The 25,920-nt window shown below is 70.1% G+C and carries 28 protein-coding genes; 15 read left to right on the top strand and 13 right to left on the bottom strand.

Annotated features, from left to right (window positions below):
* The 3 genes from FM125_RS12120 to FM125_RS07680 all read right to left on the bottom strand — a co-directional run.
* On the bottom strand, positions 1–332 hold a 332-nt coding region (locus FM125_RS12120), incomplete at its 3' end, for a hypothetical protein (protein ID WP_219337036.1).
* A gap of 184 nt (positions 333–516) precedes the next feature.
* Positions 517–1,125: a hypothetical protein gene (locus tag FM125_RS07685; protein WP_087134193.1), complete on the bottom strand. Its 609-nt coding sequence runs from the start codon at positions 1,123–1,125 to the stop codon at positions 517–519.
* Between the two features lie 28 nt (positions 1,126–1,153).
* The gene (locus FM125_RS07680) at positions 1,154–2,215 is read right to left on the bottom strand and encodes a hypothetical protein (RefSeq protein WP_087134192.1); all 1,062 of its coding nucleotides are present in this window, start codon (positions 2,213–2,215) and stop codon (positions 1,154–1,156) included.
* A 33-nt stretch (positions 2,216–2,248) separates the two neighbouring features.
* Between FM125_RS07680 and eccCb the strand changes: the two genes are divergently transcribed.
* The 5 genes from eccCb (at position 2,249) to FM125_RS07655 (ending at position 8,421) form a co-directional block, all read left to right on the top strand.
* Positions 2,249–5,044, top strand: a complete 2,796-nt coding sequence (eccCb, locus tag FM125_RS07675) for a type VII secretion protein EccCb (protein ID WP_087134191.1) — start codon at positions 2,249–2,251, stop codon at positions 5,042–5,044.
* Between the two features lie 125 nt (positions 5,045–5,169).
* Positions 5,170–5,514: a hypothetical protein gene (locus tag FM125_RS07670; RefSeq protein WP_143745285.1), complete on the top strand. Its 345-nt coding sequence runs from the start codon at positions 5,170–5,172 to the stop codon at positions 5,512–5,514.
* Positions 5,511–6,977 carry a hypothetical protein gene (locus FM125_RS07665; protein WP_087134189.1) on the top strand — a complete coding sequence of 489 codons (1,467 nt, stop codon included), beginning with the start codon at positions 5,511–5,513 and terminating at the stop codon, positions 6,975–6,977. The genes FM125_RS07670 and FM125_RS07665 overlap by 4 nt, the downstream gene beginning before the upstream one ends.
* Positions 6,938–7,711, top strand: coding sequence for a hypothetical protein (locus tag FM125_RS07660; RefSeq protein WP_180525432.1), 774 nt, complete (start codon positions 6,938–6,940; stop codon positions 7,709–7,711). The genes FM125_RS07665 and FM125_RS07660 overlap by 40 nt, the downstream gene beginning before the upstream one ends.
* Before the next feature lie 86 nt (positions 7,712–7,797).
* Positions 7,798–8,421 (top strand): hypothetical protein, encoded by a 624-nt coding sequence (locus FM125_RS07655; protein WP_087134187.1) that lies wholly within the window; start codon positions 7,798–7,800, stop codon positions 8,419–8,421.
* Between the two features lie 301 nt (positions 8,422–8,722).
* Here FM125_RS07655 and FM125_RS07650 read toward each other — a convergent pair whose 3' ends face one another.
* Positions 8,723–9,367 carry a thymidine kinase gene (locus tag FM125_RS07650; RefSeq protein WP_067191640.1) on the bottom strand — a complete coding sequence of 215 codons (645 nt, stop codon included), beginning with the start codon at positions 9,365–9,367 and terminating at the stop codon, positions 8,723–8,725.
* A gap of 7 nt (positions 9,368–9,374) precedes the next feature.
* Entirely contained in the window at positions 9,375–9,806 is a 432-nt protein-coding gene (locus FM125_RS07645) for a DUF3151 domain-containing protein (protein ID WP_067191641.1), read from the bottom strand.
* Positions 9,807–10,000: 194 nt separating this feature from the next.
* On the opposite strand from FM125_RS07645, the gene FM125_RS07640 reads away from it, so the two are divergent.
* Complete coding sequence (locus FM125_RS07640; protein WP_087134186.1) at positions 10,001–11,086, top strand: hypothetical protein; 1,086 nt, start codon at positions 10,001–10,003, stop codon at positions 11,084–11,086.
* A gap of 102 nt (positions 11,087–11,188) precedes the next feature.
* Here FM125_RS07640 and FM125_RS07635 read toward each other — a convergent pair whose 3' ends face one another.
* Together FM125_RS07635 and fbaA are read right to left on the bottom strand one after the other, a co-directional pair.
* Positions 11,189–11,539: a hypothetical protein gene (locus FM125_RS07635; protein WP_087134185.1), complete on the bottom strand. Its 351-nt coding sequence runs from the start codon at positions 11,537–11,539 to the stop codon at positions 11,189–11,191.
* Between the two features lie 43 nt (positions 11,540–11,582).
* The gene (fbaA, locus tag FM125_RS07630; protein ID WP_067191528.1) at positions 11,583–12,605 is read right to left on the bottom strand and encodes a class II fructose-bisphosphate aldolase; all 1,023 of its coding nucleotides are present in this window, start codon (positions 12,603–12,605) and stop codon (positions 11,583–11,585) included.
* A gap of 251 nt (positions 12,606–12,856) precedes the next feature.
* On the opposite strand from fbaA, the gene FM125_RS07625 reads away from it, so the two are divergent.
* From FM125_RS07625 to FM125_RS07615, 3 genes are all read left to right on the top strand, one after another.
* Positions 12,857–14,200, top strand: coding sequence for a lipase family protein (locus tag FM125_RS07625; RefSeq protein ID WP_067191526.1), 1,344 nt, complete (start codon positions 12,857–12,859; stop codon positions 14,198–14,200).
* A 51-nt stretch (positions 14,201–14,251) separates the two neighbouring features.
* Positions 14,252–15,148, top strand: coding sequence for an SMP-30/gluconolactonase/LRE family protein (locus FM125_RS07620; RefSeq protein ID WP_067191524.1), 897 nt, complete (start codon positions 14,252–14,254; stop codon positions 15,146–15,148).
* A gap of 195 nt (positions 15,149–15,343) precedes the next feature.
* Positions 15,344–16,471 carry a CARDB domain-containing protein gene (locus FM125_RS07615; RefSeq protein WP_067191522.1) on the top strand — a complete coding sequence of 376 codons (1,128 nt, stop codon included), beginning with the start codon at positions 15,344–15,346 and terminating at the stop codon, positions 16,469–16,471.
* An 81-nt stretch (positions 16,472–16,552) separates the two neighbouring features.
* On the opposite strand, the gene FM125_RS07610 is transcribed toward FM125_RS07615, so the two are convergent.
* Together FM125_RS07610 and FM125_RS07605 are read right to left on the bottom strand one after the other, a co-directional pair.
* Positions 16,553–17,227 (bottom strand): TrmH family RNA methyltransferase, encoded by a 675-nt coding sequence (locus FM125_RS07610; RefSeq protein ID WP_067191520.1) that lies wholly within the window; start codon positions 17,225–17,227, stop codon positions 16,553–16,555.
* Positions 17,224–17,604, bottom strand: a complete 381-nt coding sequence (locus FM125_RS07605) for a hypothetical protein (RefSeq protein WP_067191518.1) — start codon at positions 17,602–17,604, stop codon at positions 17,224–17,226. The genes FM125_RS07610 and FM125_RS07605 overlap by 4 nt, the downstream gene beginning before the upstream one ends.
* A gap of 63 nt (positions 17,605–17,667) precedes the next feature.
* On the opposite strand from FM125_RS07605, the gene FM125_RS07600 reads away from it, so the two are divergent.
* Complete coding sequence (locus FM125_RS07600; RefSeq protein WP_180525430.1) at positions 17,668–18,714, top strand: magnesium and cobalt transport protein CorA; 1,047 nt, start codon at positions 17,668–17,670, stop codon at positions 18,712–18,714.
* A gap of 7 nt (positions 18,715–18,721) precedes the next feature.
* Here the strand turns inward: FM125_RS07600 and pyrE are convergent, their stop codons facing one another.
* Positions 18,722–19,303 carry an orotate phosphoribosyltransferase gene (pyrE, locus tag FM125_RS07595; protein ID WP_087134184.1) on the bottom strand — a complete coding sequence of 194 codons (582 nt, stop codon included), beginning with the start codon at positions 19,301–19,303 and terminating at the stop codon, positions 18,722–18,724.
* Between the two features lie 93 nt (positions 19,304–19,396).
* Here pyrE and FM125_RS07590 point away from each other — a divergent pair, with 93 nt between their 5' ends.
* Both FM125_RS07590 and nadE read left to right on the top strand, forming a co-directional pair.
* Positions 19,397–19,840 carry a MarR family winged helix-turn-helix transcriptional regulator gene (locus FM125_RS07590; RefSeq protein WP_067191513.1) on the top strand — a complete coding sequence of 148 codons (444 nt, stop codon included), beginning with the start codon at positions 19,397–19,399 and terminating at the stop codon, positions 19,838–19,840.
* A 237-nt stretch (positions 19,841–20,077) separates the two neighbouring features.
* Positions 20,078–20,992 carry an ammonia-dependent NAD(+) synthetase gene (gene nadE, locus FM125_RS07585; protein ID WP_087134183.1) on the top strand — a complete coding sequence of 305 codons (915 nt, stop codon included), beginning with the start codon at positions 20,078–20,080 and terminating at the stop codon, positions 20,990–20,992.
* 165 nt (positions 20,993–21,157) lie between these two features.
* On the opposite strand, the gene FM125_RS07580 is transcribed toward nadE, so the two are convergent.
* From FM125_RS07580 to FM125_RS07570, 3 genes are read right to left on the bottom strand one after another with little or no spacing between them, the layout of a single operon-like run.
* Positions 21,158–21,961, bottom strand: a complete 804-nt coding sequence (locus tag FM125_RS07580; RefSeq protein ID WP_087134182.1) for a hypothetical protein — start codon at positions 21,959–21,961, stop codon at positions 21,158–21,160.
* Positions 21,958–22,953, bottom strand: coding sequence for an ABC transporter ATP-binding protein (locus FM125_RS07575; RefSeq protein ID WP_245829895.1), 996 nt, complete (start codon positions 22,951–22,953; stop codon positions 21,958–21,960). The genes FM125_RS07580 and FM125_RS07575 overlap by 4 nt, the downstream gene beginning before the upstream one ends.
* Entirely contained in the window at positions 22,950–23,432 is a 483-nt protein-coding gene (locus FM125_RS07570) for a GntR family transcriptional regulator (protein ID WP_087134181.1), read from the bottom strand. The genes FM125_RS07575 and FM125_RS07570 overlap by 4 nt, the downstream gene beginning before the upstream one ends.
* Before the next feature lie 322 nt (positions 23,433–23,754).
* Here FM125_RS07570 and FM125_RS07565 point away from each other — a divergent pair, with 322 nt between their 5' ends.
* The 3 genes from FM125_RS07565 to FM125_RS12405 all read left to right on the top strand — a co-directional run.
* Positions 23,755–24,582: an exodeoxyribonuclease III gene (locus FM125_RS07565; protein ID WP_070638586.1), complete on the top strand. Its 828-nt coding sequence runs from the start codon at positions 23,755–23,757 to the stop codon at positions 24,580–24,582.
* A 24-nt stretch (positions 24,583–24,606) separates the two neighbouring features.
* The gene (locus FM125_RS07560) at positions 24,607–25,626 is read left to right on the top strand and encodes a DUF8083 family protein (protein ID WP_087134180.1); all 1,020 of its coding nucleotides are present in this window, start codon (positions 24,607–24,609) and stop codon (positions 25,624–25,626) included.
* A 148-nt stretch (positions 25,627–25,774) separates the two neighbouring features.
* Positions 25,775–25,920: citrate/2-methylcitrate synthase (locus FM125_RS12405; RefSeq protein ID WP_281251976.1), on the top strand; the 146-nt coding region annotated here is incomplete at its 3' end.

Raw genomic sequence — 25,920 nt, 5'->3', positions numbered from 1 at the left:
ACCCCACCACCCCGACATTCAAAACCAAGGAAATCCTGCCAACTACTTGACGCGGGACATCCCAAGGCCGTCACATCGTCACCCTCCCCCACGGTCAGGGTCAGTTCCAGGACGTGGTCTCCCGACCCCACATACCAACGCAGACTGTGCCAGAGCAGCCCGCGCTGCCACGCCACCACGTGATGACGCCGGGCAGGCAGTCCGACCCCAGTGAAGAACGCCTCATAGGACAGCGGAAGGAAACCGTCCAGGGCGGACTCTCCGCCGAGGTGCAGCTCTCGCAACGCAGCCGATGCCACGCCGCCTTCCTCGGGCTCCACGAAGTACCGCACCGCAACATTCGGGTGGATCTCCTCCGCTCCCGTGTGTGCAGTCTCCGCGCGCACATCGAACACCCGAACCCCCGGAGCCCCAACGTGACCGTCTGCAGGCACCCACGTCTGCGGCACCCGCAACGCAAAGGGCCCGAAGACAACACCGTCCTCAGCAGTCGAAACGCCTTCGGACCCTGTCACGTCACCCATGCGCGGCCGCGTCGTCCGGCTTCTCACCACGGGCCTGCATGCGCAACTGTTCGAACAGCCCGAACAACGACTGGATCGGCGGATCCGTGGCGAACTGCGTCTTCACCAAGTCGTCCCTGCACAGCATCCCCCCGAGACCGAACGGATACCCCGAGTCCCACCGGTTCCCCCGCCGCAGTTCATCGGTCCACACCCGCTTCTCCATCAAGAACGCCACCTGCGTCTTTTTGTCCGGAGCCTGGCCATGCGTCGGGTTCAACCACACAGACCTGACGTCTTCCCAACGCACCCGCCACGAATCCGTCCACACCGCCTGCTCATCCACCGTCAGATGCCGCGGACGACGCCACGCCATCCACGTGTAGGCCACATACAAGGACAACGGCAGGAACCCGATCCCCGCCAACACCCGCAGCAACGGCAACATCGCCGAGTCCGCCTCGAACAACGACGACGGCACCCCCAGGATGATCGGCACGAACAGCGCCCACAGCACCACCGCCATCACGAACGCCGGCGCCCACACACCAGTACGCACCCGCACCCGCAAGGGGAACTGCACATCTGCGAGCGAAACCCGCTCCATGCCCTGCTCACTCATCCATCGTCCTTCCATCCAGGCGCGCTGATCACTTGCCACGCACCTTGTTCCACAGCCACTCTGCCCCATCTCCGACCGCCTCGGCGGCACTGTCCTTCTGACCGTCACCGTCCGAGTCCGCGATCGGCACACTCATGGCCACACCCGTGACCACACCTGCCGCGAAGCCGACGACATTGCCGGGTCCGGGGACGACCGACCCGGCCACCGCTCCGGCTGCGGCGGAGGCCAGCACGGTGCTGCCGACGTTGCCCACTGTCTGTGCGCCGGCGTCGTGTCGCGCTTCCCGTTCCACGTCCTCGCGCGAGGCACCGGGGTTCTCTGCCCTGTTCTCCTGGAGCTGCTTCTCGTGCTCGCTGCCGTAGGTCTGGGCAGCGCCGACCACCGTGCCGACCGTCCCCAGACCCTTCACGCCGGTGTTGAACTTCATCACCGTTCGCGATTCCACCCGGTGGGCATCCCTCATGGCCGGCGCCGGAGTGCCAGAGTTCGCTGGTGTCCGGGTCTTCCGCAATTCCTGTACGGACCTCGCGTCCCCGACGATCGGCAGCCCGTCCAGGAACTGGGTGCGCAGAGCCCCCCACGTGGGCCGCTGGAAGGTCTTGCGATCATTGAACTTCATCGCGAGTTTGGTCTCTTCATTCGAGTGGTTCCGGAAGGTCATCCCCATGGCCAGCGGCATGCTGCGGATCGGCGCCCAGCTTCGCGTGGTCCAGGCACGTCGAAGGGCCGCCCCACCGGCCACCAGAGATGCCCCGTAGTGACCGACGTTGAAGCCCATGAATCGGGCTTGCCAGGTCTCAGGAATGACGTCGTTGTGGCGCAGCCATGGCTCCCGTACCCTCGCGACGTCCAGGCCTCCGAGCGTCGTCGTCGTGATGCTCAGCGGACCCTTGGGGATGGCCTGCTCGCCGGCAGTGTCCAGTAGGTCTCGGGCCCAGCCCCCGGGGCGCCCGGAGCCCATGGACTCGACGTCCAGGCCATCCACGGTGATGTCGGTCAGTGCCCGAGCGCAATCTTCAGCCGCCGTCAGGTAGAGCTCCTGGAGGATTCCAGGCGTGTCGAGCAGTTCCTGACGCCACATCGCCACACCTGGTGGCAGTTCCTCGACGTCTTCGGCCCCATGCAGGGCATTGAACGACGCGACATCATCCTCGAGAGATCGGCGCCTGTCCTCGAGACTGCGGAGTTCACCGGAGAGTGGCGTCCCCGCGGCCAGGACGAGTTCCTGCGCGTCCCCATCGGCGAGGATGACCGCGGCGACCCCGTCCACCTCGACCTCAAGGAGGCCGCCCAGCTCGGCATGGGACCGCACGGCCTGTGCGTCGGCGCCACGGGCTCGGGCAAGTCAGAGCTGCTCCGCGCCCTGGTGTTCGCCCTCCTGGCCTCCCACGCCCCCGAGAAGATGTCCATGCTGCTCGTGGACTTCAAGGGCGGCGCCACCTTCGCCCCCTTCCACGGGGCACCCCACGTGACCGGCATCATCACGAACCTCTCCGACGACCTCTCGCTCGTCGAACGTGTCTACGCCTCCCTCAGCGGGGAGATCCTCCGCCGTCAGGAGGTGCTGAAGTCGGCCGGCAACCTCGCCAACATCACGGACTACCAGGCCTATCGGGACCGTGAGACGGCCCAGGGGCGCAGCGTGGAGCCACTGCCCCACCTGATCGTGATCATCGACGAGTTCGGCGAGCTGCTCACCGCCCGGCCGGACTTCATCGACCTGTTCCTGTCCATCGGCCGCATCGGCCGGTCCATCGGCGTCCACCTGCTGCTGTCCTCTCAGCGCATCGAGTCCGGCAAGCTCCGCGGCCTCGAGACGTACCTGTCCTACCGCCTCGGCCTGCGCACCCTCTCCGAGTCCGAGTCCCGCACCGTGCTGGACACCCCCGACGCCTTCCACCTGCCCCCGTTGCCCGGCTTCGGCTACCTCAAGGTGGACACCTCCGTGTACTCGCGGTTCCGTTCCGGCTACGTCTCCTCTCCGCTGGAGGACGAGGCCGAGGCCCGTGAACACCATGCGAGAGCCCAGACCGTCGTCGATGAGGTCCCGCCCGCCCTTCCGGTGCCGGCCTACGGGCCCGACCTCGCAGGACCCACCCAGGAGGAGGAGCCGGAGCTGTCAGTCGGTCGCGCGGCGGACGCGGAACCGGAGACGGAGCGCCAGGGCGATCCCGCGCCGACCATCATGGAGTCACTCATGGACAGGCTCCGTGAGGTGCCCTCACCCGTGGAGCCGCTCTGGCTGCCCCCGCTGCCCGAGACCCTCACACTGGATCAGGCCGTCGGCGAGGTCACAGAGACGGACCACGGGCTGCGGCTCGCTGCCCAGGAGCCCCTCGAGGTGCCGATCGGCCTGGTGGACGACCCGGAGCAGCAGTGGCAGGGCCTCTGGACGCTGGACTTCACCGCAGGCTCCGGCCACCTGATCGTCCAGGGCGGGCCACGGACCGGCAAGACCACCCTCCTGCAGACCATCGTCTCCTCACTGGCCCTCACCCACACACCACAACAGGTGGGCATCTACTGCGTGGACCTGCTCGGCTCCGGCCTGTTGCCCCTGCAGGGGCTGCCCCATGTGGGCGGCGTGGCCATCCGCACGAACAAGGAGATGGTCACCCGCACCCTGCGGGAGCTCTCCGGCATGCTCACCCTGCGCGAGAGGCTGTTCGAGGCCGAGGGCATCGACTCCATGGTCACCCTCCGTCGTCGTCATGCGGACGGATCCCTGCCGCAGCTGGCGAGCGCGGACATCTTCCTGGTGCTCGACGGATACGGTCTGGTCAACGAGGAGTTCTCCGAGCTCACCCCCGTGCTCAACGGGCTGATCGGGCGAGGAGCCGCCTACGGCATCCACGTGATCACTGCCGTGTCCCGTCAGAACGAGGTCCGCTCCACCCAGCAGTCCTATTTCTCCCACCGTGTGGAACTGCACCTGCCCTCGCCCACGGACTCTGCGATCGACCGCAAGGTGGCGGAGAAGGTACGCGAGAACACACCGGGACGCGGCATCTCGATGAACCGTCTACACGGCCAGGTCACCCTGCCCCGCATCGACGGCGACGCCGACGCCGCCACGGCCACCGAGGGCCTCACCGCCCTCGCCGAACGCGTCGCCGCCTCCGTGCGCGGCCGCGCCATGGCGGTCCGCGTGCTGCCCACCGAGGCCGTGCGGCCGCCGCTGGCGCAGCTGGAGCGTCCCGAGCAGCTGCCCCTGGGCCTGCTCGAAGACGACCTCTCCGTGCGGTCCCTGGCGATCGACGGGCGCGAGCGCCATCTGCTCGCCTTCGGCGACGCCCAGACCGGGCGCAGCTCCATGCTTCGCCAACTGGCCTCTCACCTGTGCCAGACCCACGCAGACACCGAGATGATGGCGGTGGTGTACGACCCGCGCGGCGAGCTCAAGGGCGCCGTCCCGGACGACTATGTCGCCGGCTACGCCGGCAACGCGACCGTGGCTGTCAATCTCACCCGCGCCCTCGTGACCGAGCTCCAGAAGCGGCAGTCCAAGGACCCCGCAGACGACTCCCCCATGCGCAAAGCACGGATCGTGGTGCTGGTGGACGATTATGACGTGCTCACCGTGGGGGGCGAGTCCCCGCTGGCACCGCTCATCCCATACCTGCCTATGTCCGCCGAGCTGAACCTCAACGTCTTCGTCTCCCGCCGCATGAAGGGCGCCTCGCGTGCCCTATACGAGCGGTTCATCACCTCGCTGCTGGCCAGCGAGGCCGTGACCCTCATGCTCAGCGGCGACCGCTCCGAGGGCGTGCTCGTGGACGGGCTGCGTCCGCGTCGCCTGCCTCCCGGCCGCGGACTGCTGGTGGGCTCCTCCGGGCACCACGAGACGGTACAGACCTTCATGGGCCACGAGTCGGACAATTCCGACGGGACGCCCGCGGGCGGCACCGATCAGTGACGGGGCGGGGCGGGGCACAACAGCTTGACCCGCACTGAGCGCGAACGCCACAGTGGGGTAAGGGAGAACACAAGAGGGCAATGGGGTAAGGGAGAACACAAGAGGGCAAGGGGGAGAGCCCGATGGTGAAGGTGGAGATCGTCCCGTGGGACGTGCACGAAGCGTTGACGGAGACCGCTCGTGCAGGACGGGACCTGGACGAGACGGCCCGTTCTGTCCGCGACGGCGGCCAGAGGATCGAGAGCGGCTTCGGAACGGCGACGACGGCGCATTCCGCCTTTGCCGCGTTCTGGGGCGCCCGCGACGCCCTCGGCTGCAATGCAGCCGCAACAGTCCACTATCAGACGTGGCAGGTCGCGCAAGCCGCGGCGGCGTTCGTCCGGATGGACCATGACATGGACTCGAAGACCGAGCAGACCGTGACCCGTGAGCAGGCGGCTCGTGTGACCGAAGGGTTCTCCGACTCATGAACATCCCCCTTCCCGTCGACGTCCCGCACATCGAGGTCGACAGCGAGGTGCTCCGCGACGGGGCACGCACGGCGCGCGACGGCGTACGCCGGGCGACAGACAACTACGACGACGCGAGCTCGGCCTGGAAGCGCCTTCGCGACTCCTACCACCACGAAGGCACGCAGGAGGCTGTGTGGCATGGCTTGGACCTCGTCGACCGCCCTTTGGACGAGTGGCGCCAAGCCCTCGTGCACGCCGCTGACTGCACGGACGACTTCGCCGATGCCGCAACAGTGGTCCAAGCACTGGCCGCGGTCCTACGTGATCGCCACGGAGTGCTCGAGGCCGAGCGTCTCGCGGCGCTGGCGTCCGAGGACACCTTGCGCATCATGAGGGTCACGATGGAGGTCCACGCCTTCAATTCTGACGTCGACCAACTGTGCAGCGAGTGGATGCAGGTGCAGGAGGAGTACGCCTCGGCCCTTCGCACGATCCATGGCGGAGAGAATGACGAGCTTCCCGGCGACTGGCAGGACGTCGGCCTGACCTTGGACTGGGGCGCCTTGCAGGACTCGCTCGACACGGGGATGCGCGTCGACCACCCCGCATGGATCGCTGCGGAGACGAAGCAGGCAGCCGAGGAAGTCCGCCACCTCGACGCCACGGAGTTCCTGAACTGGGTGAAGCAGAATCCCGGCCGGGCACGGACGTTCCTCGGATCCGATGAGTACATCACGTGGCTTGCCGAGCGTCGTGAGGTGGCCCGGGACCTCGTGAAGAACCCGTTCCCGGCCCGCCCGGCGCCGGGCAGCCCGGAGGAGCGGATGGCCCCGTTCGTGCACGGTCCGGAGAACATGGACCCAGCGTCGAATCGCGGCGCTGTGAAGGCGGTTCGTGCCGAATGGGACCGTCTGACCCCTGAGGAACAGGCCTACCTCCTGTTCACCTACCCCATCGTGTTCGGCAACATGAACGGGGTGCCCATGGAGCAGCGCGCCCAGATCGGCGCGGTCAACGTGCGCGGCAACGCTGAGATCGTCGAGGAGAAGATCCGCACCCGCGCGGGCCAGACCACATGGGAGGCGCGCATTCCGGACTACAGCGAGAGCGACGGGAATCCCTGGGGCACCCCAAGGCCCCGTACCTGCCCGAGCACGGCAAAGAAGAGGACCGGCAACGTGCCAAGAACAAGTGGCTGCTTGAGGGTGTCGAGCTGGAGCAGAATCGATATGGACTTGCCAATGCCTGGCAGCAGTACCAGCAGCGCGCAGCGCCGGACAGCGATGAGGGGGCGCTGTATCGCACGGTGTATGTCGATCCGTCCGGCAACGGCCAGATCGTCACCATGCAGGGGACATTCACGGACGAGACTAGGCACATCAATATGTTCGTACCCGGCACGTACACCTCCATGGAGAGTGTCCGCGGCTACAACGAGGCGATGCAGAACATGGTCGGCGGCCCTCGGTCTGACACTGTGAACTTCTACTGGGCCGGCACGGACTTCTCAGGACGGTTCGATCCACGAACCGGTGAGAACGACGGCCCCTCCGTGGTCACGGACAACATGACCGCCCGCTACAGCGAGACGGGCGCGCCCCTGCTTTCCGCGTTCGACCAGGGTGTCGACCTGGAGAACTCGCAGGCGACGCAGACGACGCTGGCACATTCCGCGGGCGCGCCCCTGGCGGGCACGGCTGAGCGTCGGGACCATGGGATGACGACGGACAAGTTTCTCTACCTGGCGCCGGCCGGGACAGGGCACAACGTGGGCTCGCCGGAGGAGACGGTCAATCCGAATGCCGACCGCGCAGTGGTCCAGACCCGGGAGGACCCGATCAAGTACTCCCAGCGTTTGGGAGGCAGTCACCACGGTCCGAACTTCCTCGTGGGAGGCGACCCCACAAGGCTTATGGACGCTCCTCGGCTCGAGACCGGTTACGCCAAGGGATCGACTCCCGAGAACCCAATCCGCGTCGGGGACGGGCCCGCCGGAGGACACAGTGACTTGTGGGTGCCGCGCTCTACGTCTCGCGCCAACATCGAAGCATTCATCTATGAGGATGAGCTCGTCCCGGAGCTGCCGGACCGGCTCGACTACAGCGCGAATCCCAAGGCTCCGGTGCTCATCGACGGGTTGGACAACCACCCCGAGATCACCGAAAGCGAGGGCTTCGACGAATTCAAGCGCCCCTACGACGAGGTGATCCGTTGACATTCCGATCCGCTTCCATACGGGCCATCGCGGCAGGCGTGGCCTTGGTGGCTCTCAGCTCGTGTGCACCCGATCCAGGAGAAGACGTGACCGCTTCACAGTCCGCCGAGGCCGAGGCCCTGTCTGCCGCCGACGGGGAGTTCTTGGACAAGACCTTCCCCGACATCGCCCGCGCCATGGGTGCAGAGTCCGTCCGACGTCTGCGTGAGACCACCTGCACCGGAGCGCTCCCAGGTGATCCGTCCGCCGTCGAGAGAACGTCCTGGATCGCCGACGCCGAAGTCGCCGTCGACTCCGAGGACACCGCCCACAAGGTCGCTGACCATATCCGCACCCAAGCCGACAAACAGGGCTGGACCCTGGCCGAGGACCCCGCCGACGTCGACGCCGAAGGAAACTTCGCCGGCACCCGCCTGCTCGGCGGCAAGCACGACGGACAGAACATGGTCATGACCGTCCTGCTCGACGAAGACCGCGACGGGACCCTGATCGTCGCCACCGTCGTCCGCGGGATCTGCCGCGACATGCCCGACGGCCACGAGATGGTCCACTCACGTCTGGACCCGGACTACGGCACCGCTGAAGGCGACGGATACAACGACCACGTCAGCCTTGAGGACTACACCGGCGAACAGGCACCCCTGCCGGAGTCCACCCAAACCCCCGCACCCACCGGACCCGAAGGCGCATCACCCTTCCGCCCACACTGACCACACCCCTGACAGTCCCACGCGGAACCCTGACCTCACCGCACTGAACCGGACAGGACGAGGGGCCCCGGATCAACTCCGGGGCCCCTCGCCCGTCATCACTCGCACCTTGATGAGGTGGCTTCAGCCTACGAAGCGCCGGTGTACGGAGGCCGAACCAGGACTGGGAGTTCCCTGACAACACGCACCTCCGCTTCGCGCGAGTCAGACGCACCTCCGCTTCGCGCGAGTCAGAAGAATCGGCCCCTTCGCCGAGCCTCGAAGCAGCCGATTCTTCTGGCTCGGCGCAGAGAGCGCCGCCTCAGCCCAGCCGGCCGCCGGACTCGCGCAGGTAGCAGCCGCCGCAGAGGGAGTCGTAGGTCACCTCGACGCCGTCGATGGCCACCTGGTCCCCCTCGAAGATGTAGTGCTCCTCCCCCGTGGCGGGGTCGGTGGCCTTGCGGGTGTTGAAGAGCGCCTTCTTCCCACACCGGCAGATGGTCTTCAGCTCCTCCAGCGAATGCGCCAGCTCCATCAGCCGTGCCGAGCCCGGGAAGGAATGGGTGCGGAAGTCGGTGCGGATGCCGTAGGCGAGCACGGGCACCCCCTCTTCCACGGCGATCCGCAGCAGGTCGTCCACCTGCCCCGGGGTGAGGAACTGGGCCTCGTCCACCAGCAGGCACGCCACCGGGGGGACGCCGTCCAGGCGGTCCACCAGGGCGTCCGGATCCTCCCCGGAGGCGTGGCCGCGGAACAGCTGCACCACGTCGTCGTCCGGGCGGATCCGGAAGTCCACGCGGCGGGAGACGCCCAGGCGGGAGACGATCTCGTCATCCCCCTTGGTGTCCACCTGCGGCTTGGCCAACAGAACGCGCTGGCCCCGTTCCTCGTAGTTGAAGGCGGCCTGCAGCAGGCCGGTGGACTTCCCGGAGTTCATCGCCCCGTAGCGGAAGTAGAGCTTGGCCACGTGCGCGTCAGCCCTGCGCCTTCTCGATCTGCTCCTTTGCCGACGGGTCCGAGTCGTTCAGGAACGTGCCGATGCGCTGGACCTCCTCGGACTCGCCGATGCCGGCGGCTGCCCGGCCGAGGGCGTAGAGGGCGCGGAGGAAGCCACGGTTCGGCTCATGGGAGTAGGGCACCGGGCCGGCGCCGCGCCAGCCGGAGCGGCGCAGGGCATCGAGGCCACGGTGGTAGCCGACCCGCGCGTAGGCGTAGGAGTCGACCGTACGGCCCTCCTTCCAGGCGTCCTCGGCCATCATGGCCCACACGAGCGAGGAGTCCGGGGCGACCGGGACGATGTCCTCGGGCAGGTCTCCGGCCTCGATGCGAGCCTGGACCTCGGGCTCCTCCGGGAGCAGAGTGGCCGGCGGCTCCATCAGGTTCTTGCCGATCAGCGACTCGGACATGGCGATCTCCTCCTGTGCTGTCTGCGGGTCCGCCCACACCGCACATACGGGATGCACGTCAGCAGGCGGCGGGGTTCTCCGAAAGTGTATCCACGCTCGCCCGGCGGACCCGGGCCGCTTCCAGGCTTCTCCGGTACCGTAGGTCAGTGCATGTGCCCTCCCGGCACCGCCCGCTGTCTTCGAAGGAGCTCTCCATGGCCAAGGCCTCGACCGCCGCACGACGCCGCCTCCTGCCCCTGGGCGCAGGCGCCGCCGCGCTGGCACTCGTGCTCTCCGGCTGCGTCGCAGACCAGGAGGACCCGAACGATGCGCCCTCCTCCGGCACCGAGGAGACCTCCGAGCCGAGCCCGTCCGAGAGCCTCGACCCGACCGCCGCGGCCGCCTCCCAGGTGGCCGAGGCCGCCGCGTCGAGCGCCGCCGCCGGCACCCGCCGCCCGCAGCCCCGTGAGGCGCTCGAGACCGACGGCCCCGGGGTGACCGACGGCGCCGCCACCGGCAGCTGGATCTCGATCGCCTCCGCCAAGCAGGACACCGTGTCCGTGATGGACTGCGCCCGCGACGTCCTGGACCAGGGCACCCTGGACGCCGTGGCCACGCACATCCCGAACGCGTCCGCCATGTCCATCGCCCAGCTCTTCGCCTCCCGCGACGAGAACCTCGAGTTCATGAGCTGCTCCTTCACCAGCTCCACCCGTGCGGAGAACGGCATGCCGATGGCCATGGTCCGCTACCAGCACAACCTCAACGACGAGCGCCTCGAGTGGTGCAAGCCGGAGCCCGCAGCCATCGCGGACGAGTACACGTTCGACGAGGAGACCGACAAGGGCCTCATGGCCCTCGTGCGCCCGGGCATGAAGGGCGGCGCCGACGGCGCCCCGCTGATGCCGCAGCGCACCGGCTGGGCCTGCAGTGACGACGGCACCGAGATGGTGTCCATCACCTTCGGCGCCATGGAGGGCTACGGCGACGCCAACGAGGGCCTCACCGCCATCGAGAACTCCCCGGTGGCCGAGAGCACCACGATCGTCACCGAGGCCCGTGACCACCTGGCGGACACCGTCCTGAAGGACCCCTCCACGTACCAGGACGTCATCGGCAAGGCCTCGCCGTTCTTCATGGACTACCAGATGGACGAGAAGACCCTCGAGGAGGCCCGCAAGATCCCCGCGGGCGAGTCCGACCCGGAGGATCTGCCGACCCACTCGATGATCGACCGCCCCGAGGGCGCCCCGGGCCCGGTGGCCCCGGGCCAGCCCCCGCGCGTCGTCGAGGACGACTGACACCCCGGAGGGCCCCCTCCCGGCACGACGGCGGCCGCTCACCTTGCACGGTGAGCGGCCGCCGTCGTGCTGGAGGACGGCTGCGGCGGGGCGGGCCCGCCGTCAGTCCTCGAGGCCGAGGTCCTTGGCCTGGCGGTCCCAGTCGTCGCGGTCCCGGTCCCGCGCCTCGCGGCGGTCGGCGCGGGCCTCGAGACGTTCGATGCGATGTTCGAGGGACTCGCCGCCGCTCGCGCCTCCACGCTCGACCGCGGGTCGACGGGGCGCGTCCCCGACCTGGTCCGACCAGGACTCCAGCTCGGAGAGCCGGTACTCGAGCTCGTCCATGCGGTCGGACAGGCCGGAGCCCTCGAGGCCCTCGACGCTGCGGCCGGTGATCAGCTGGGCGATCTGCACGGCGCCCCAGACGAGGATCGCCACGATCGGGATCCAGGCGAACCAGGGGAGCATCTCCATCAGACCGCCTCCTCTCGAGAGCCCAGCCGGCGTTCCGGCAGCGTCACTTGATGGACTTCCCGGCGGAGCCGAGGTCCTGGCAGGCCTCCACGATGCGCTGGGCCATGCCGATCTCGGCCTTCTCGCCCCAGGTGCGCGGGTCGTACATCTTCTTGTTGCCGACCTCGCCGTCGATCTTCAGGACGCCGTCGTAGTTCTGGAACATGTGGGTGACGACCGGACGGGTAAAGGCGTACTGGGTGTCCGTGTCCACGTTCATCTTGATGACGCCGTAGCGCACGGCGTCCGCGATCTCCTGCTCGGTGGAGCCGGAGCCGCCGTGGAAGACCAGGTCGAACGGGCGGTCCTTGCCGATCTTCGCGCCGACGGCCTGCTGGATCTCGTCCAGGATCTCCGGGCGCAGCTTCACGTTGCCCGGCTTGTAGACGCCGTGCACGTTGCCGAAGGTGAGCGCGGTGATGTAGCGGCCGTGCTCGCCGGAGCCGAGGGCCTCGACCGTGGCCAGGCCGTCCTCGACGGTGGTGTAGAGCTGGTCGTTGATCTCGTTGGCGACGCCGTCCTCCTCGCCGCCGACGACGCCGATCTCCACCTCGAGGATCTGCTTGTTGGCGGCGGTGCGGGCCAGCAGCTCCCGTGCGATCCTCAGGTTCTCGTCCAGGGTCTCGGCGGAGCCGTCCCACATGTGGGAGTTGAAGATCGGGTCGCGGCCGGCCTTCACCTCGGCCTCGGAGGCGTCCAGCAGCGGGCGGACGAAGCCGTCCAGCTTGTCCTTCGGGCAGTGGTCCGTGTGCAGGGCGATGGTGACGTCGTACTGCTTGGCGACCTCGCGGGCGAAGGCGGCCATGGCCAGGGAGCCCGCCACCATGTTCTTCATGTTCTTGCCGGAGAAGAACTCGGCACCGCCGGTGGAGACCTGGATGATGCCGTCCGAGCCGGCCTCGGCGAAGCCGCGGAGGGCGGCGTTCAGGGTCTGGGAGCTGGTGACGTTGATCGCCGGATAGGCGTAGCCGCCGTCCTTGGCGGCGTCGATCATCTCGGCGTACTTGTCCGGGGTTGCGATGGGCATGCTGCGCTCCTGTGCGTCGCGGTCGGGCAGACGGATCCGGCTCCGTGCTGTCACCGGCGGACACCCTCTCAGGTGGCGGACGCGTGCGCCCGCGCCGGTGCGGAGCCGCCGGCACCATCCTATCGGTGCGCCCGGGGCCCGCGGCGAGGTCTGGACGAAGGTCTCTTGCCCGCCGTCGGGCCGCTCCGTAGCGTGAGGTGCATCACACGCAGGCCGGCAGGCCCGCACCTGTCCCCCCACCCGAGGAACCCATGACCACCTCCCGCCCCTCCCGTCTGACCACCCTCGCCGCGGCCGTCGCGCTCGGCCTCGGCGCGACCTTCGCCGGCCCCGCCCCCGCCGCCGCACAGCAGGGCATGGGCCCCGAGCAGGAGACCGCCGTGCAGGAGCTGTCCACGGCCCCCACCACCGCGGAGCGGGCACAGTGGGACGCCGCCCGCACCGCTCTGGCCCAGGCCGCGGACGAGGACTTCTACGCCGCTCCGGACTCGATCCCCGGCACTCCCGGCGCGCTGATCCGCCAGGAGCCGATGGACTTCTACCTGGACCCGGTGAAGCTGATCCGCTTCCCCGCCACGGCCACGCGCATCATGTACTCCTCCGTGAGCGCCACGGGCGAGCCGATCGCCGTGACCGGCACCGTCCTCGAACCGGAGAAGGAGTGGACCGGCTCCGGCGAACGGCCGGTGATCGCCTACGCGGTGGGCACCCAGGGCGTGGGAGACCAGTGCGCCCCGTCCAAGACCCTGTCCACGGGAGAGCAGTACGAAGGCGTCGGCATCTCCACGCTGCTGAACAAGGGATACACCGTGGTGGTCACGGACTACGAGGGGCTCGGCACCGAGGGCCTGCACACCTACATGGTCCGGCAGTCCCAGGCGCACACCGTGCTGGACTCCGTCCGGGCGGCTGCCGGGCTCGAGGGCTCGGGCGTGACGGCCACGTCCCCGGTGGCGATCGCCGGCTACTCCCAGGGCGGTGGCGCCGCGGCTGCAGCCGCCGAGCTCGCGGGCGAGTACGCACCGGAGCTGGACGTGAAGGCCGCCTACGCGGGCGCTCCCCCGGCGGACCTGACCCAGGTGGCCGACGCGATCGACGGGGGCGGCTCGGCCGCGTTCCTGCTCTTCGCCATGGCGGGCCATTTCGAGGCCTACGGTGTGGACCCGAGCCTGTACCTCAACGCCCTGGGCATGCAGACCCTCGAGAAGGCCTCCACCGCCTGCACCTCGGACGGCTCAGCGTTCGCCGACCTGGACTCCTCCACCATCACCAGTTCAGGCCAGTCCTTCCCGGAGCTGGTGCGCAGCGACCGACTGCTCGCCGGCATCCTCGCCGACCAGCGACTCGGGCATCAGGGCCGTCATCCGGAGATGCCGGTGATGATCGCCCACTCGCTGACCGATGACGTCATCCCGTACCGGACCGGCCGTGAGCTGGGGCACCGCTGGTGCGCGGAGGGTGCGCAGGTGCGCTTCGACCCGGTCTTCACCCCGACCCACGTGGGCGGCTATGTGGCCGCGCTGCCGCGCGCGACCGGCTTCCTCGACGCCGCGCTGAACGACCGCCGGACCGCCGACTCGTGCGGCTGGTTCTGAGCGTCGGCTAGCGTCAAGGGCAGGACCGTCCCGCCCACCGAAGGAGCAGACATGCGCGCCGAGCAGCTCACCGATCCCATCGCCTACCACGGCGAGGGCCCCGTCTGGGCCGACTCCTGGGGCACTGCCGCCGAGGGCGTGACCGCCGGCGGCGGCCTGCGCTGGGTGGACATGCTCGCCGGGGATGTCCTGGCCCTGCGCGCCGACGGCACGGTGGACCGCACGCACGTCGGCGACGTGGCCGCCGCGCTGCGCCCACGCACCGGGGGCGGGGCCGTCGTCGCGGTGGAGCGGGGCTTCGCCCTGATCTCGCCCGAAGGCGAGCTGACGACGCTGCCCGAGCTGTGGGGCGCGGACGCGGGGATCCGGATGAACGAGGGCGGCTGCGACCCAGACGGCCGGTTCCACTGCGGCACCATGGCCTACGCGAAGACCCCCGGGGCCGCGAACCTCTACCGGCTCACCCCCGCACCCGACGGCGGCGCGGGCGAGGTGGACGTCGTGCTGACCGGCTCGACGACGTCCAACGGCCTCGAGTGGAGCCCGGACGGCACGCGGGCGTACTACAACGACACCCCCACGCGGCAGGTGGCCGTGTTCGACTACTCCCGCGAGGAGGGCCTGACGGACCGGCGCGTGCTCGTGGACGTGCTCGACGGCGAGGGCAAGCCGGACGGACTCACCGTGGATGCCGAGGGCGGCATCTGGGTTGCGGTGATCAGCCACGGCCAGATCCACCGGTACACGCCGGAGGGGACCCTGGACGAGGTGGTGGAGGTCCCCGTGCAGAAGACCACGGCGTGCACCTTCGGCGGCGACGACCTCGGCACCCTCTACATCACCACCTCCTGGGAGAACATGGAACGCGGGGAGGACCCGCTGGCCGGGGCCCTGTTCGCCGTCCGCCCGGGGGTGACAGGCCTGCCGGTCCGGCCCTTCGCAGGCTGAACCGCCCGCCTTTCCCTCCGCTCCCGCACGCGACCCCGCCGCGTCATGCCGGGAGGGGCCGCGGCCGAGCACCGTTCCCATCACTTCACGTCCACCGGGAATCCTCTGAGACTTCTCCGTGAGTTCCCGCTAAGGTCCTGTGTTGCGGGTCTGTTCGCAGGCCCGCGGTTTCGTCCGACCTTCCCGGGAGTTCTCATGCGCTCGTTCTCGACCTCGGCCCGCGGCCGCCGCACGGCCCTGACTGCCTTCGGGCTCGCCTCCATCCTGACGCTCACCGCGTGCGGCGGCACGTCCGACGCCCCGGAGGAGGATGCCGCCAGCGCCTCCTCCGCATCGTCCGAGGCCGCCGAGCCGTCGCCGGAGTCCACCGAGAGCGAGGAGGCCGAGGAGACCGCCGACTTCCAGACCGCCTTCGAGCCCGGCGTGGCCGGGACCCTGAACTCGGTGCCGAACGACCTGGGCCTCGAGGAGGTCGAGGAGTCCCCGGACAACACCGTCGAGGTGCTCGGCACCCGCTTCGCCGTGACCCAGACGGCCCGCGTGGACGCCGTGCCCGGCAAGCTCGCCGAGCAGATTGCCCCCATGGTCTTCGACTACGCGGACGAGGTGAGTGCCGCGGACGGTGAAGCCCTCTACGTCGCCGTCGTGCAGGCCTCCGACGCCCGCCACGCCTTCGAGGGCGAGGCCCCCGAGACCACCACGACCTTCCGTGTGAACGGCGACCCGGTGGACGTCGGAGTCCCACCCCTGGCTGCGGGAGACCAGGCCACCGTCGTCGTCTCCGCCCCCGAGGACGCAGAGCCTGAGGACGTGACCCTCGAGGTCGTCCAGGACGAGGCGGCACAGGAGATCTCCCTCGTGGACGGCTCCCGCACCGCCTCCGACGTGGAGCACATCTACGAGCGTCCGACCTCCGTAGCCGTGGAGGAAGGCCATGACTGGGACGTGTCCTTCACGGGCTTCACCGGCAAGACAGAGCACCTGAGCGGCCAGATCGAGGGCGCGGAGATCCTGCCCGCCCTCCCCAAGCAGGGCTGGGCGACGTCCGGCAACGTGTTCCTGGGCCTGGACGTGCGCACGAACAAGCTCAACTCCACCGACGAAGACGAGTCCATGATCACGCTGGAGCTGCCGGACGGCACCACTCAGCGCTGGTTGGACGACCCCTCCGACCTGCAGTACCGGTTCAAGGACCGCGTCTGGTTCGAGATCCCGGCCGACGCCACGGAGGCCACCGCGAAGGTCGACGTGATCGTCAAGGCGGGCATCAAGGACCCCGAGACCCTCGACTCGCTCGAGGTGCCGCTCACCTTCGAGCGCTGAGCCGCCGGTCCGCGGCGCCGGGCCGCCCGGCCCCGTACGGGCAGTGGCCCAGCACCCCGACGCGGCGCCGTCGTCGTCCTCCTAGGGCGACGGCGGCGCCGCGTCCGCGTGCTGCCGGATCCACGCGTGCATCGCGATGCCGGCGGCCACGCCCGCGTTGATCGAACGGGTGGAGCCGTACTGCGCGATGGACAGCACCGCGCTCGACGCCGCCCGCATCTGTTCCGAGAGCCCCGGTCCCTCCTGACCGAAGACCAGCACGCAGGCGCGGGGGAAGTCGAAGGTCTCCAGCGGCACCGACTCGGGGAACAGGTCCACGCCGAGCACCGGCAGCCCCTCCTCGGCCGCCCACGCGGCGAACGCCGCCACCGTGTCATGGTGGTGCACGTGCAGGTACCGGTCCGTGACCATGGCGCCACGGCGGTTCCAGCGGCGCCGGCCGATGATGTGGACCCCGGCGGCGTTGAACGCGTTGGCGGTGCGGACCACCGTGCCGATGTTCAGGTCGTGCTGCCAGTTCTCGATGGCCACATGGAACGGGTGCCGCCGCGCATCGAGGTCCGCGACGATCGCCTCGAGGCTCCAGTACCGGTACCGGTCCAGCACGTTGCGGCGGTCCCCCTCGCGCAGCAGGTCTGCATCGAAGCGCGGGTCCTGCGGCCACGGGCCCTCCCAGGGGCCCACCCCGACCACACGCTCCGGCGCCTCACCCTCCGAAGGTGAGGCGCCGTCGTCGTGAAGCGGGCGGGAGCTCACGCGACGCGCGGAGCCTTCGCATCCACCAGCACCTTCGAGGCGCCGGCGGCCGCGGCGGTCACGGCCAGCACGGCCGGCCACGCGCCGATCTTCTTGGCCAGCGGATGGGAGGCTCCGAAACCGCCCAGATACAGCGCCGCCAGCCCACCGGTGACGGCCGGTCCGCCCTTGGCCAGCCAGGTGCGGCCGGCCAGCAGGCCTGCGGCGCCGAGCAGCACGCCGCCCAGCGGACGGATGCCGGTCTCACGGGCGGTGACGTAACCGCCCAAAAGCCCGAGCGCCACCACGGGCGCGGTGTTCACCGCCTCGGCGGGCAGGAGGGACTTGCCGTCTCGGACGGCCTCGACGGTCTGGGTCTGGGTGATCTTCTCGCTCATGGCTCCACCGTACGCCCGTAAGCCTGGAGGCGGCCCGGAAGGGAACAGGCGCACAATGGTCAGGTGACGATCATCGACAACGCCGTCTACAAGGACGGCAGACGCATCCTCGCACCGAGCTCGTTGGACCAGACCTGGCGGGCCCTGAAGGAGTCCGGGGACCTGGCCTGGCTGGGCATGTACCGGCCGGACGCCCACGAGCTGCAGGAGGTCGCGGACGAGCTGCACCTGCACGAGCTGGCCGTGGAGGACGCCCTGTCCGGCGGGCAGCGCGCCAAGCTCGAGCACTACGGCGAGGACTGGTTCATGGTCCTGCACCCGGCGCGGTACATCGACGAGACGGAGACCGTGGAGTTCGGCGAGATCGGCGTCTTCTCCGGGGACGACTACGTGGTCACCGTGCGCCACGCCGAGGAGCCGGACCTGGCCGCCGTGCGCCACTCCCTGGAGCGCGACAGCCCGGACCGGCTCGCGCTCGGCCCCTGGCAGGTGACCTTCGAGATCCTGGACAAGGTGGTGGACGACTACTTCCCGGTGGCCGACGGCCTCGAGCAGGACATCGGCGAGATCGAGGACCAGATCTTCGCCGGCGACGCGCATGTGTCCCGCCGCATCTACGAGCTCTCCCGCGAGGTGCTGAACTTCCAGCACGCCATCCGCGCGCTGCCGACCATGGTGGACCAGCTCCAGGACGACGCACGGGCACGCCTGCACGCGGACGAGGCCGGGGAGTCGAGTGCGGCGTCCCAGGGCGCGGCGATCGAGGTGGAGAACCTGCGCCGCCTCCGCGACGTCCACGACCACGCCGTGCAGATCAACGAGCGCGTGGCCGCCATGCGCGCAATGCTGAACAGCGCGCTGGAGCTGGACTCCACGCTGGCGTCCAAGCGGCTGGCCGAGCAGTCGATCGAGCAGAACGAGCAGGTCAAGCGCATCTCGTCCTGGGCTGCGATCATCTTCGCCCCGCAGCTGGTGGGGTCGATCTACGGCATGAACTTCGATCGCATGCCCGAGCTGCACTGGGCGTTCGGCTACCCGTTCGCGCTGACGCTGATGCTGACCGTGGCCGTGGTGCTGTGGGTGCTGTTCAAGCGGGCCGAATGGCTGTGAGCCGGGCTCAGTCCAGGCCGAGCTCGTCCTTGCCGAAGGCGTAGAGGTAGGGCACCCCGGCCTCCTCGGCGATGCGCTCGGCGGCGCCGGTGTTCCGGTCCACGATCACGGCCACGGCCTGCACGTCGCCGCCGGCCCTGCGCACGCCCTCGACGGCGGTCAGCGCCGAGCCGCCGGTGGTGGAGGTGTCCTCGAGCACCACGACCTTCCGGCCGTCCACACCCGGGCCCTCGACCTGACGGCCCATGCCGTAGGACTTCTGGGCCTTGCGCACCACGAACGCGTCGAGCGCACGGCCCTCGGCACCGGCGGCGTGCATCATCGCGGTGGCCACCGGGTCCGCCCCCATCGTGAGGCCGCCCATGGTCTCGTACTCGACACCGGCGTCCTCGAGCATCCGCAGCATCACCCGGCCGATCAGCGGCGCGGCCTCATGGTGCAGGGTCACGCGGCGCAGGTCCACGTAGTAGTCGGCCTCCTTGCCGGAGGACAGGGTGACCCTTCCGCGGACCACGGCGAGCTGCTGGATGAGCTCTTTCAGGCGGGCACGGTCCTGCTCGGGGGTGGGGGCTGCGGTGTTCTCGCTCATGCCCCTCATGCTAGCGGCGCTCGGCGGAGCGGCACCCCTGCCCCGGAGCGGCACCCCTGCCCCGGAACCTGGTTCGGCGCTAGCCTGACGGCCATGGACGAGAACGCACGCACCACCGAGACGTCCCGCCATGCCGGTCTGCCGCTGGCCCACTGGATCACGCAGACGGAGGGCCTGATCACCGCCCGCGTCGCCGCCTCGCTCGAAGAGCACGGGCTCACCCGCGCGCAGTGGCAGATGCTCAACGCCCTCACCGCAAGCCCGCTCAGCTCGGAGGAGGTCACCGCGGGCTTCGCCCCGGAACTGTCCGAGACCGCGCTCGCCGAGCTGCACGAGCTGGTGGAGGCGGCGTGGGTGGCCGTCGAAGGCGACCTGTTCACCCTCACCGCCACCGGTCGCGAGGCCGGCGAGCGCGTGGCCGAGGCCGTGGACCGGCTCCGCGCCGAGGCGATCGGCGACCTGCCCCGGGAGGACTACGAGACCACCCTGGCCGCCCTGCGCACCATCGCCCGGAACCTGGGGCATCCGGAGGCCTGAGGCTCCGTTCCGCCCCGACCCACGGGCGCGGGTGCGGGACGCCGACTCCGCCACGGAGCAGACGCCGCCACAAGGCCGACCCCCGGCGCGGGTGAGGGACGCTGCGGAAGCGGTGTGCCGCCACGAGGCCGACCCCGGGGGCGGGTGAGGGACGCTGTGGAAGCGGTGTGCCGCCGTCGGGAAGCGGCCGAGGAGCACGACTCCCGCCGGAAACACGCCGCGAGTAGGCTTCGGCGCATGCGTGAGCTGCAGCAGAAGATCATCGAGGAGATGGGCGTCAAGCCCGAGATCGACCCCGCCGAGGAGGTCCACCGCAGGGTGCGCTTCCTGGCGGACTACCTGCAGTCGACCGGCGCGGCCGGGTTCGTGCTCGGCATCTCCGGCGGCGTGGACTCCACCGCCGCCGGCCGCCTGGCGCAGCTGGCCGTGGAGAGGGCGCGTGCCGAGCTGGGCGTGACCGACGCCGTCGCCATGGGCGGGCCCGTGCTGCGCGGCGGCGAGGCCCCGAGGCCGACCGCCGAGACCCTGCCGAAGCCCTCGCACCGGAACCCGCAGTTCACCGCCGTGCGCCTGCCCTACAACGTGCAGGCTGACGAGGCGGAGGCGCAGCAGGCCATGGACTTCATCGACGCGGACATCGACCGCACGCTGGACATCGCCGACGGCGTGGACGGCGTGACGGAGGCCTTCGCGGCGGCCACCGGGGAGCCGATCTCCGACTACAACAAGGGCAACGTGAAGGCCCGCGTGCGCATGGTGGCCCAGTACGCCCTGGCCGGCCAGCACGGCCAGCTCGTGGTGGGCACGGACCACGGCGCCGAGTCCGTGACCGGCTTCTTCACCAAGTTCGGCGACGGCGGCGCGGACGTGCTCCCCCTGTTCGGCCTGAACAAGCGCCAGGTGCGGGCCGTGGCCAAGGAGCTCGGAGCGCCGGAGGCGCTGTGGGCGAAGGTGCCGACCGCCGACCTGCTGGACGGCAGCCCGGGCCGCGCGGACGAGGACGAGCTCGGCCTGACCTACGAGCACATCGACGACTACCTCGAGGGCCGTCAGGTGCCCGAGGACGTGGCGGAGAAGATCGAGGCCGTCTGGCTGCGCAGCCGCCACAAGCGCACCACCCCGGTGACGATCCTCGAGGACTGGTGGCGCTGAGGCCGTGGCGCTGAGGCCGTGAGCGGCGGGACGGGGAGTGGCTGCGTGTATCGAAGCCGCTGCGTGTATCGAACTTAGGCCGTCCAGGCCCGGATCGGCCGCCTCCGGCCCAAGTTCGATACACGCTCGGACGTCCGAGGGTGTGACCGCCCGCCGATGCCGCCCCTACCGCGCGACCGGAGCCCGGCCCAGCAGCAGGCGGCTGAGCAGCGCGGCGGCCGCGGCCACGGCAAGGACCAGGGACGAGAGTTTCAGCAGCACGTCCTCGGCGAGGAAGCCCATCACGTCCACGCCCAGGGCCAGCAGCAGCGTGGCGCCGCCGAGCAGCACCACGGCCAGGATCAGGAATCCTCCGATCACACCCCACTGCTTCCAGCGCAGCCAGGCGATGGCGATGCAGCCCCCGAGCAGCAGGGCCGCCAGTCCCACGCAGAAGGCGACCAACGCCGCCGTGCCGAGGTGCCCGTCCCCGAGGGGCGCCACGTCGAAGACCCGGGCGCCGTCGGTGAACCACGTGCCGGTGGCCTGCTCGAGCACCAGGAAGACCACCACCACGGCGGCGGAGTACACCGCCTGCAGCACCGCCCACACGAGGGTGCCGCGCCAATACTCGCCGCGCGTGCAGCCGAGCATGCCGACCGCATAGGGCATGGTCCGCACGTAGGAGAACGCGCCCACGCTCGCGAGGAATCCGGGCAGCATCCACAGGACCCCCATGTTCCCGCGGAAGAACTGGGAGAGGTCGGTCTCCGCGGGCACCACGTACGCCTTCAGCACCAGGTACACGGCCACAGAGAACAGCGTGAGCAGGGCGAACGTCACGGGAGTGGTGACGAGCATCCCGGTCAGGTCCGAGTAGTGCAGTCGCACCACGCGCAGCCACCGGTGCGGCAGGGTGCGGTCGTCGTGATGGGCCGTCGGCTTCCCGACGACGGCCCGTCCGTCGGTCTGTGCGGTCGCCGTGGTCATCGGGTCGCCTCCTGGTCGTGGGCTCGGGCCTCGGCGGTGCCGTGCGGCGCGGCGCCGAGTGCTGCGATGAGGTCCTGCAGGCCGACCGGGCCGATCTCGAGCCCGCTCTCTGCGGCCCGACGGTGCATCGCGGCGTCCGGGGTGCCGAGCACCACGGCCGAGGCGAGACCGCCGATGCGGTGGGTCTCGAGGACCTGGCGGTCGCCGGTGGCGGCCTCCACCGCCTTCGCCGGCCCGGAGACCGTGAAGGCCAGCTCGGCGATGTCCTCGGCGCTGGCGTCCACGAGGAGGCGGCCGTCGTCGATCACCAGGACCTGCTCGAAGAACCCCTCGACCTCGCCGATCAGGTGGGTGGACATGAGGATCGTGCGGGGGTGCTCGGCGTAGTCGCGCAGGAGCGCGTCGTAGAAGCGGCGCCGAGCGGTGGGGTCGAGTCCGAGGTAGGGCTCGTCGAGGAAGGTCAGCGGCGCCCGTGAGGCGAGTCCCGCCACGATCGCCACGGCCGAGAGCTGCCCGCGGGAGAGCTTGCGGATCTTGTGGTTCAGCGGGAGCCGGAACGTCTCGACGAGCTCGTCGGCGAAGTCCGCGTCCCAGTGCGGCAGGAACAGCGGGCACGTGGTGAGGACGTGGCGGACGGCGAAGGTGTCCGGGTAGGCCTGGTTCTCGCGTGCGAAGCAGAGCTGCGTGAGCACGGCGGCGTCGTCGAACGGCTCTCGGCCGAACACCTGCAGGGTGCCCGCGCTGGGGCGGTCCTGGCCGGAGATCAGGGACATGAGCGTGGTCTTGCCTGCGCCGTTGGCGCCGAGCAGTCCGCAGATGGTGTTGGGGGCGATGTCGAAGCTGACGTCCTGCAGCGCGCGGACCTCCCCATAGCGGCGGGCCAGGCCGCGGACGCTCACCGCGGCGTCCGGAGACATCGGAGCGTCCGCGGAGAGGGGACGGACCGTGGGCGGGAACTCGAGGACGGGCGTGGCCATCGGCGCGGTGCTCATCGCCTTCCTCCTGCCTCAGCGGCACCGGGGCTCCGGCGTACTGACGCCTCCGCCGGCTGCCGTCCGTCCGTGCTGGCGGGCTCCCCGGCGGCGTCGATGACGGCTCCTCCGGCGCTGACCGCCCGCTCGCTCACCAGCTCGACGATGTCCTCACGCTGCAGTCCGAGGCGCTGCCCCTCGGCGACCATCGGGTCCACGTAGTCCTCGGCGAACCGTTCGGTCCGCTGGGCCAGCAGGCGTCCACGCGCCCCCTCGGCCACGAACATCCCGATGCCGCGTCGCTTGTAGAGCAGTCCGGCGTCCACGAGGAGGTTGATGCCCTTGTTGGCGGTCGCAGGGTTGATGCGCAGGTGGAGGGCGAACTCGTTGGTCGAGGGGATCTGCGTCTCCTCCGGGTAGCTGCCGTCTACGATGCCGCGCTCGATCGTCTGCGCAAGGGTGCGGAACAGGGGCTGTCCGTGCGGGTCTGTGCTGGCCATCTCGACTCCCGTCCGAGCTTCAGTGGTTCATTACTTGTGTAACTAACCTAAGTGCCTTCGCGGTGCGTGGCAAGACCCGAGCCGAGGCGCTGCGGCGCCGTTGGGCGAAGAGAGAGGACCCGGTTGCGTGCGCCGAAGGACCCGGTTGCGGGCGCCGAAGGATGCCGTTGCGTGTATCGAACCTGGGCCGTCCAGGCCCGGATCGGCCGGCTCCGGCCCAAGTTCGATACACGCTCGGACGTCCGAGGGTGTGACCGCCCGCCGGCGCCGCCCCGAGACCGCCCGTTCCCGCCGGCCCCGCGCCCTTCGATAGCCTGGCCGGGTGAAGATCGCGACCTGGAATGTGAACTCCCTCCGTGCCCGCGCCGACCGTGTGGAGGCGTTCCTGGAGCGGCAGGACATCGACGTCCTGGCCATCCAGGAGACGAAGTGCAAGGACGAGAACTTCCCGTGGGAGCTGTTCGAGCGCGCCGGCTACGAGGTGGCGCACAACGGCTTCTCCCAGTGGAACGGCGTGGCCATCGCCTCGCGCGTGGGCCTTGAGGACGTGCAGCGCGGCTTCGAAGGCCAGCCGCACTTCGGCAAGGGCGGCAAGGACCCGCATGAGGAGGCCCGTGCGATCGGTGCGACGGTCGGCACCGAGTCCACGGACGGTGCCGCCCCGGTGCGCCTCTGGAGCCTCTACGTGCCCAACGGCCGCGGGCTGCAGGACGAGCACATGGTCTACAAGCTGGACTGGCTCTCCACCCTCAAGGACCTCACCGCCGCGCAGCTGGCCGAGTCCCCGGACCTGCGCCTGGCCCTGACCGGCGACTGGAACATCGCGCCGCAGGACGAGGACGTCTGGGACATGCAGTTCTTCCTGGACAATGAGCTGACCCACGTCTCCGAGCCGGAGCGCTCGGCCTTCCGCTCCTTCACGGACGCCGGCTTGGTGGACGTCGTCCGTCCCCGTCACCCCGGCCCGGGCGTCTACACCTACTGGGACTACAAGGCGCTGCGCTTCCCGAAGAAGGAGGGCATGCGCATCGACTTCCAGCTCTGCTCCCCCGCCCTGGCCGAGTCCGTCGAGGACGCCTGGATCGACCGCGACGAGCGCAAGGGCAAGGGCGCCTCGGACCACGCGCCGGTCATCGTCGACTACCGCTGACCGGCGCCCGGTCGCACCGCAGCCATGGACGCGATCGCGCACCTGCGCGTCTTCGAACCGGCCGAGGCGTTCCCCGCCGCCCTCGGCCCGGTGCTCGCGGACGCCGCCGGCCGTGACCGTGCCGACGTGGAGGCCGAGGCGGACCGCCGCACCCTGGCGCGCGTGACCCGCCGCCGCGTGGATCCGTTCCCGCATCCCCAGCAGCCGGACCTCGTCCGCGCGCTCACCCACCCGGACGGCCGCGTCCGCTTCTGCCCGGACCAGCTCGCCCGCCGCGCCGCGTACTCGGCGGCCTCCCTGGAGCGCCTGTTGGAACCGGAGCAGTTCGCCGCCCTCATACCCGAGGAGGCACGACGACGGCACACCGCCGCCCTCGACGCCTCACCGGATCCCTCGGTCGCCTCCGACACCGATGCGTCCGGCCCCGCCACGGACGCCACCGCCGGCGAGGGCCTCTCCGGCGACGACCGTCTCGGGGCAGGACTGCGGAGCCGGGACTCCCGCCCGGAGTTCGCCCGCCCCGGCTCGGCGATCCGCACCCGCTCCTCGCTCTGGGGCGTGCCGCACTCGTGGCTGCTGCTGTTCGACCCGGACGAGGACCTCGCCCGCGCAGCCGCACAGGGATCCGCACCGACGGGCGCGGAGGACGACTCGGCCAGCGCAGAGGGCGCCGACACCTTCGACGACGAGGGCACCCGCGCCACACCCGACCGCCCGTTCCGCGCCCGCCGCACGGTGGACCTGCTGGACGCGCTCGTCCGCTGCGGTCGGGCGGCCCGGATCCTGCGGGACCACGCCCCGGACGCGGACCTGAACGGGGAGCTGACCGAGCTGTCCGGGTGGCTGGAGCTGTTCGGCCCGGACGCCGTGGTGGAGCTCGACTACGGCCGACTCACCCCGTACGTCTGGCCGGACGAGTCGCCCTACGACCTCTGGACGCTGCTGACCTGCCTGGAGGAGCAGGACGAGTCCACCGCGGCGGTGGCTCAGGAGCGGCTGAACCGCCGCTGGGGCCTGCTCACCCTCCACGCGCGCGCCAACTGAGCCGAACGCCCCGGCCAACTGAGCCGACCCAGGTGAACGGCCGTCGTCGCCACCCTTCGATCCGATTCAGCGCGTGCGTGGCGTGCTCTGAATCGGATCGAGGGCTTCGGGAACCAGATCGGATCGAGGGCCTCGGGGTCCAGATCGGATCGAGGGCGAGGGCTTCGGGATCCAGGACCCTGTCGCCGGACGGACCGGCGCCATCGGCGCCCTCAAGGGCCCGCTGCACGGCGGCGCGCACGAGGCGGTCATGCACACCTTTGACGAGATCGGCATCCGCAAGGAGGAGTCTCG

This window comes from Micrococcus lylae, from assembly GCF_900163825.1.
Lineage (GTDB): Bacteria > Actinomycetota > Actinomycetes > Actinomycetales > Micrococcaceae > Micrococcus > Micrococcus lylae.
The sequence above is the reverse complement of the archived record's forward strand: the minus strand, read 5'-3'. Positions and strand labels throughout refer to the sequence as shown.

Bases quoted from the DNA above. Each gene is read 5' to 3' on its own strand.
- FM125_RS07685 (WP_087134193.1), bottom strand. From the start codon at position 1,125: ATGAGTGAGCAGGGCATGGAGCGGGTTTCGCTCGCAGATGTGCAGTTC.
- eccCb (WP_087134191.1), top strand. From the start codon at position 2,249: ATGCAGGGCATTGAACGACGCGACATCATCCTCGAGAGATCGGCGCCT.
- FM125_RS07665 (WP_087134189.1), top strand. From the start codon at position 5,511: ATGAACATCCCCCTTCCCGTCGACGTCCCGCACATCGAGGTCGACAGC.
- FM125_RS07660 (WP_180525432.1), top strand. From the start codon at position 6,938: ATGCAGAACATGGTCGGCGGCCCTCGGTCTGACACTGTGAACTTCTAC.
- FM125_RS07645 (WP_067191641.1), bottom strand. From the start codon at position 9,806: ATGTCCGAGTCGCTGATCGGCAAGAACCTGATGGAGCCGCCGGCCACT.
- FM125_RS07640 (WP_087134186.1), top strand. From the start codon at position 10,001: ATGGCCAAGGCCTCGACCGCCGCACGACGCCGCCTCCTGCCCCTGGGC.
- FM125_RS07635 (WP_087134185.1), bottom strand. From the start codon at position 11,539: ATGGAGATGCTCCCCTGGTTCGCCTGGATCCCGATCGTGGCGATCCTC.
- fbaA (WP_067191528.1), bottom strand. From the start codon at position 12,605: ATGCCCATCGCAACCCCGGACAAGTACGCCGAGATGATCGACGCCGCC.
- FM125_RS07625 (WP_067191526.1), top strand. From the start codon at position 12,857: ATGACCACCTCCCGCCCCTCCCGTCTGACCACCCTCGCCGCGGCCGTC.
- FM125_RS07620 (WP_067191524.1), top strand. From the start codon at position 14,252: ATGCGCGCCGAGCAGCTCACCGATCCCATCGCCTACCACGGCGAGGGC.
- FM125_RS07615 (WP_067191522.1), top strand. From the start codon at position 15,344: ATGCGCTCGTTCTCGACCTCGGCCCGCGGCCGCCGCACGGCCCTGACT.
- FM125_RS07605 (WP_067191518.1), bottom strand. From the start codon at position 17,604: ATGAGCGAGAAGATCACCCAGACCCAGACCGTCGAGGCCGTCCGAGAC.
- pyrE (WP_087134184.1), bottom strand. From the start codon at position 19,303: ATGAGCGAGAACACCGCAGCCCCCACCCCCGAGCAGGACCGTGCCCGC.
- FM125_RS07590 (WP_067191513.1), top strand. From the start codon at position 19,397: ATGGACGAGAACGCACGCACCACCGAGACGTCCCGCCATGCCGGTCTG.
- nadE (WP_087134183.1), top strand. From the start codon at position 20,078: ATGCGTGAGCTGCAGCAGAAGATCATCGAGGAGATGGGCGTCAAGCCC.
- FM125_RS07580 (WP_087134182.1), bottom strand. From the start codon at position 21,961: ATGACCACGGCGACCGCACAGACCGACGGACGGGCCGTCGTCGGGAAG.
- FM125_RS07575 (WP_245829895.1), bottom strand. From the start codon at position 22,953: ATGAGCACCGCGCCGATGGCCACGCCCGTCCTCGAGTTCCCGCCCACG.
- FM125_RS07570 (WP_087134181.1), bottom strand. From the start codon at position 23,432: ATGGCCAGCACAGACCCGCACGGACAGCCCCTGTTCCGCACCCTTGCG.
- FM125_RS07560 (WP_087134180.1), top strand. From the start codon at position 24,607: ATGGACGCGATCGCGCACCTGCGCGTCTTCGAACCGGCCGAGGCGTTC.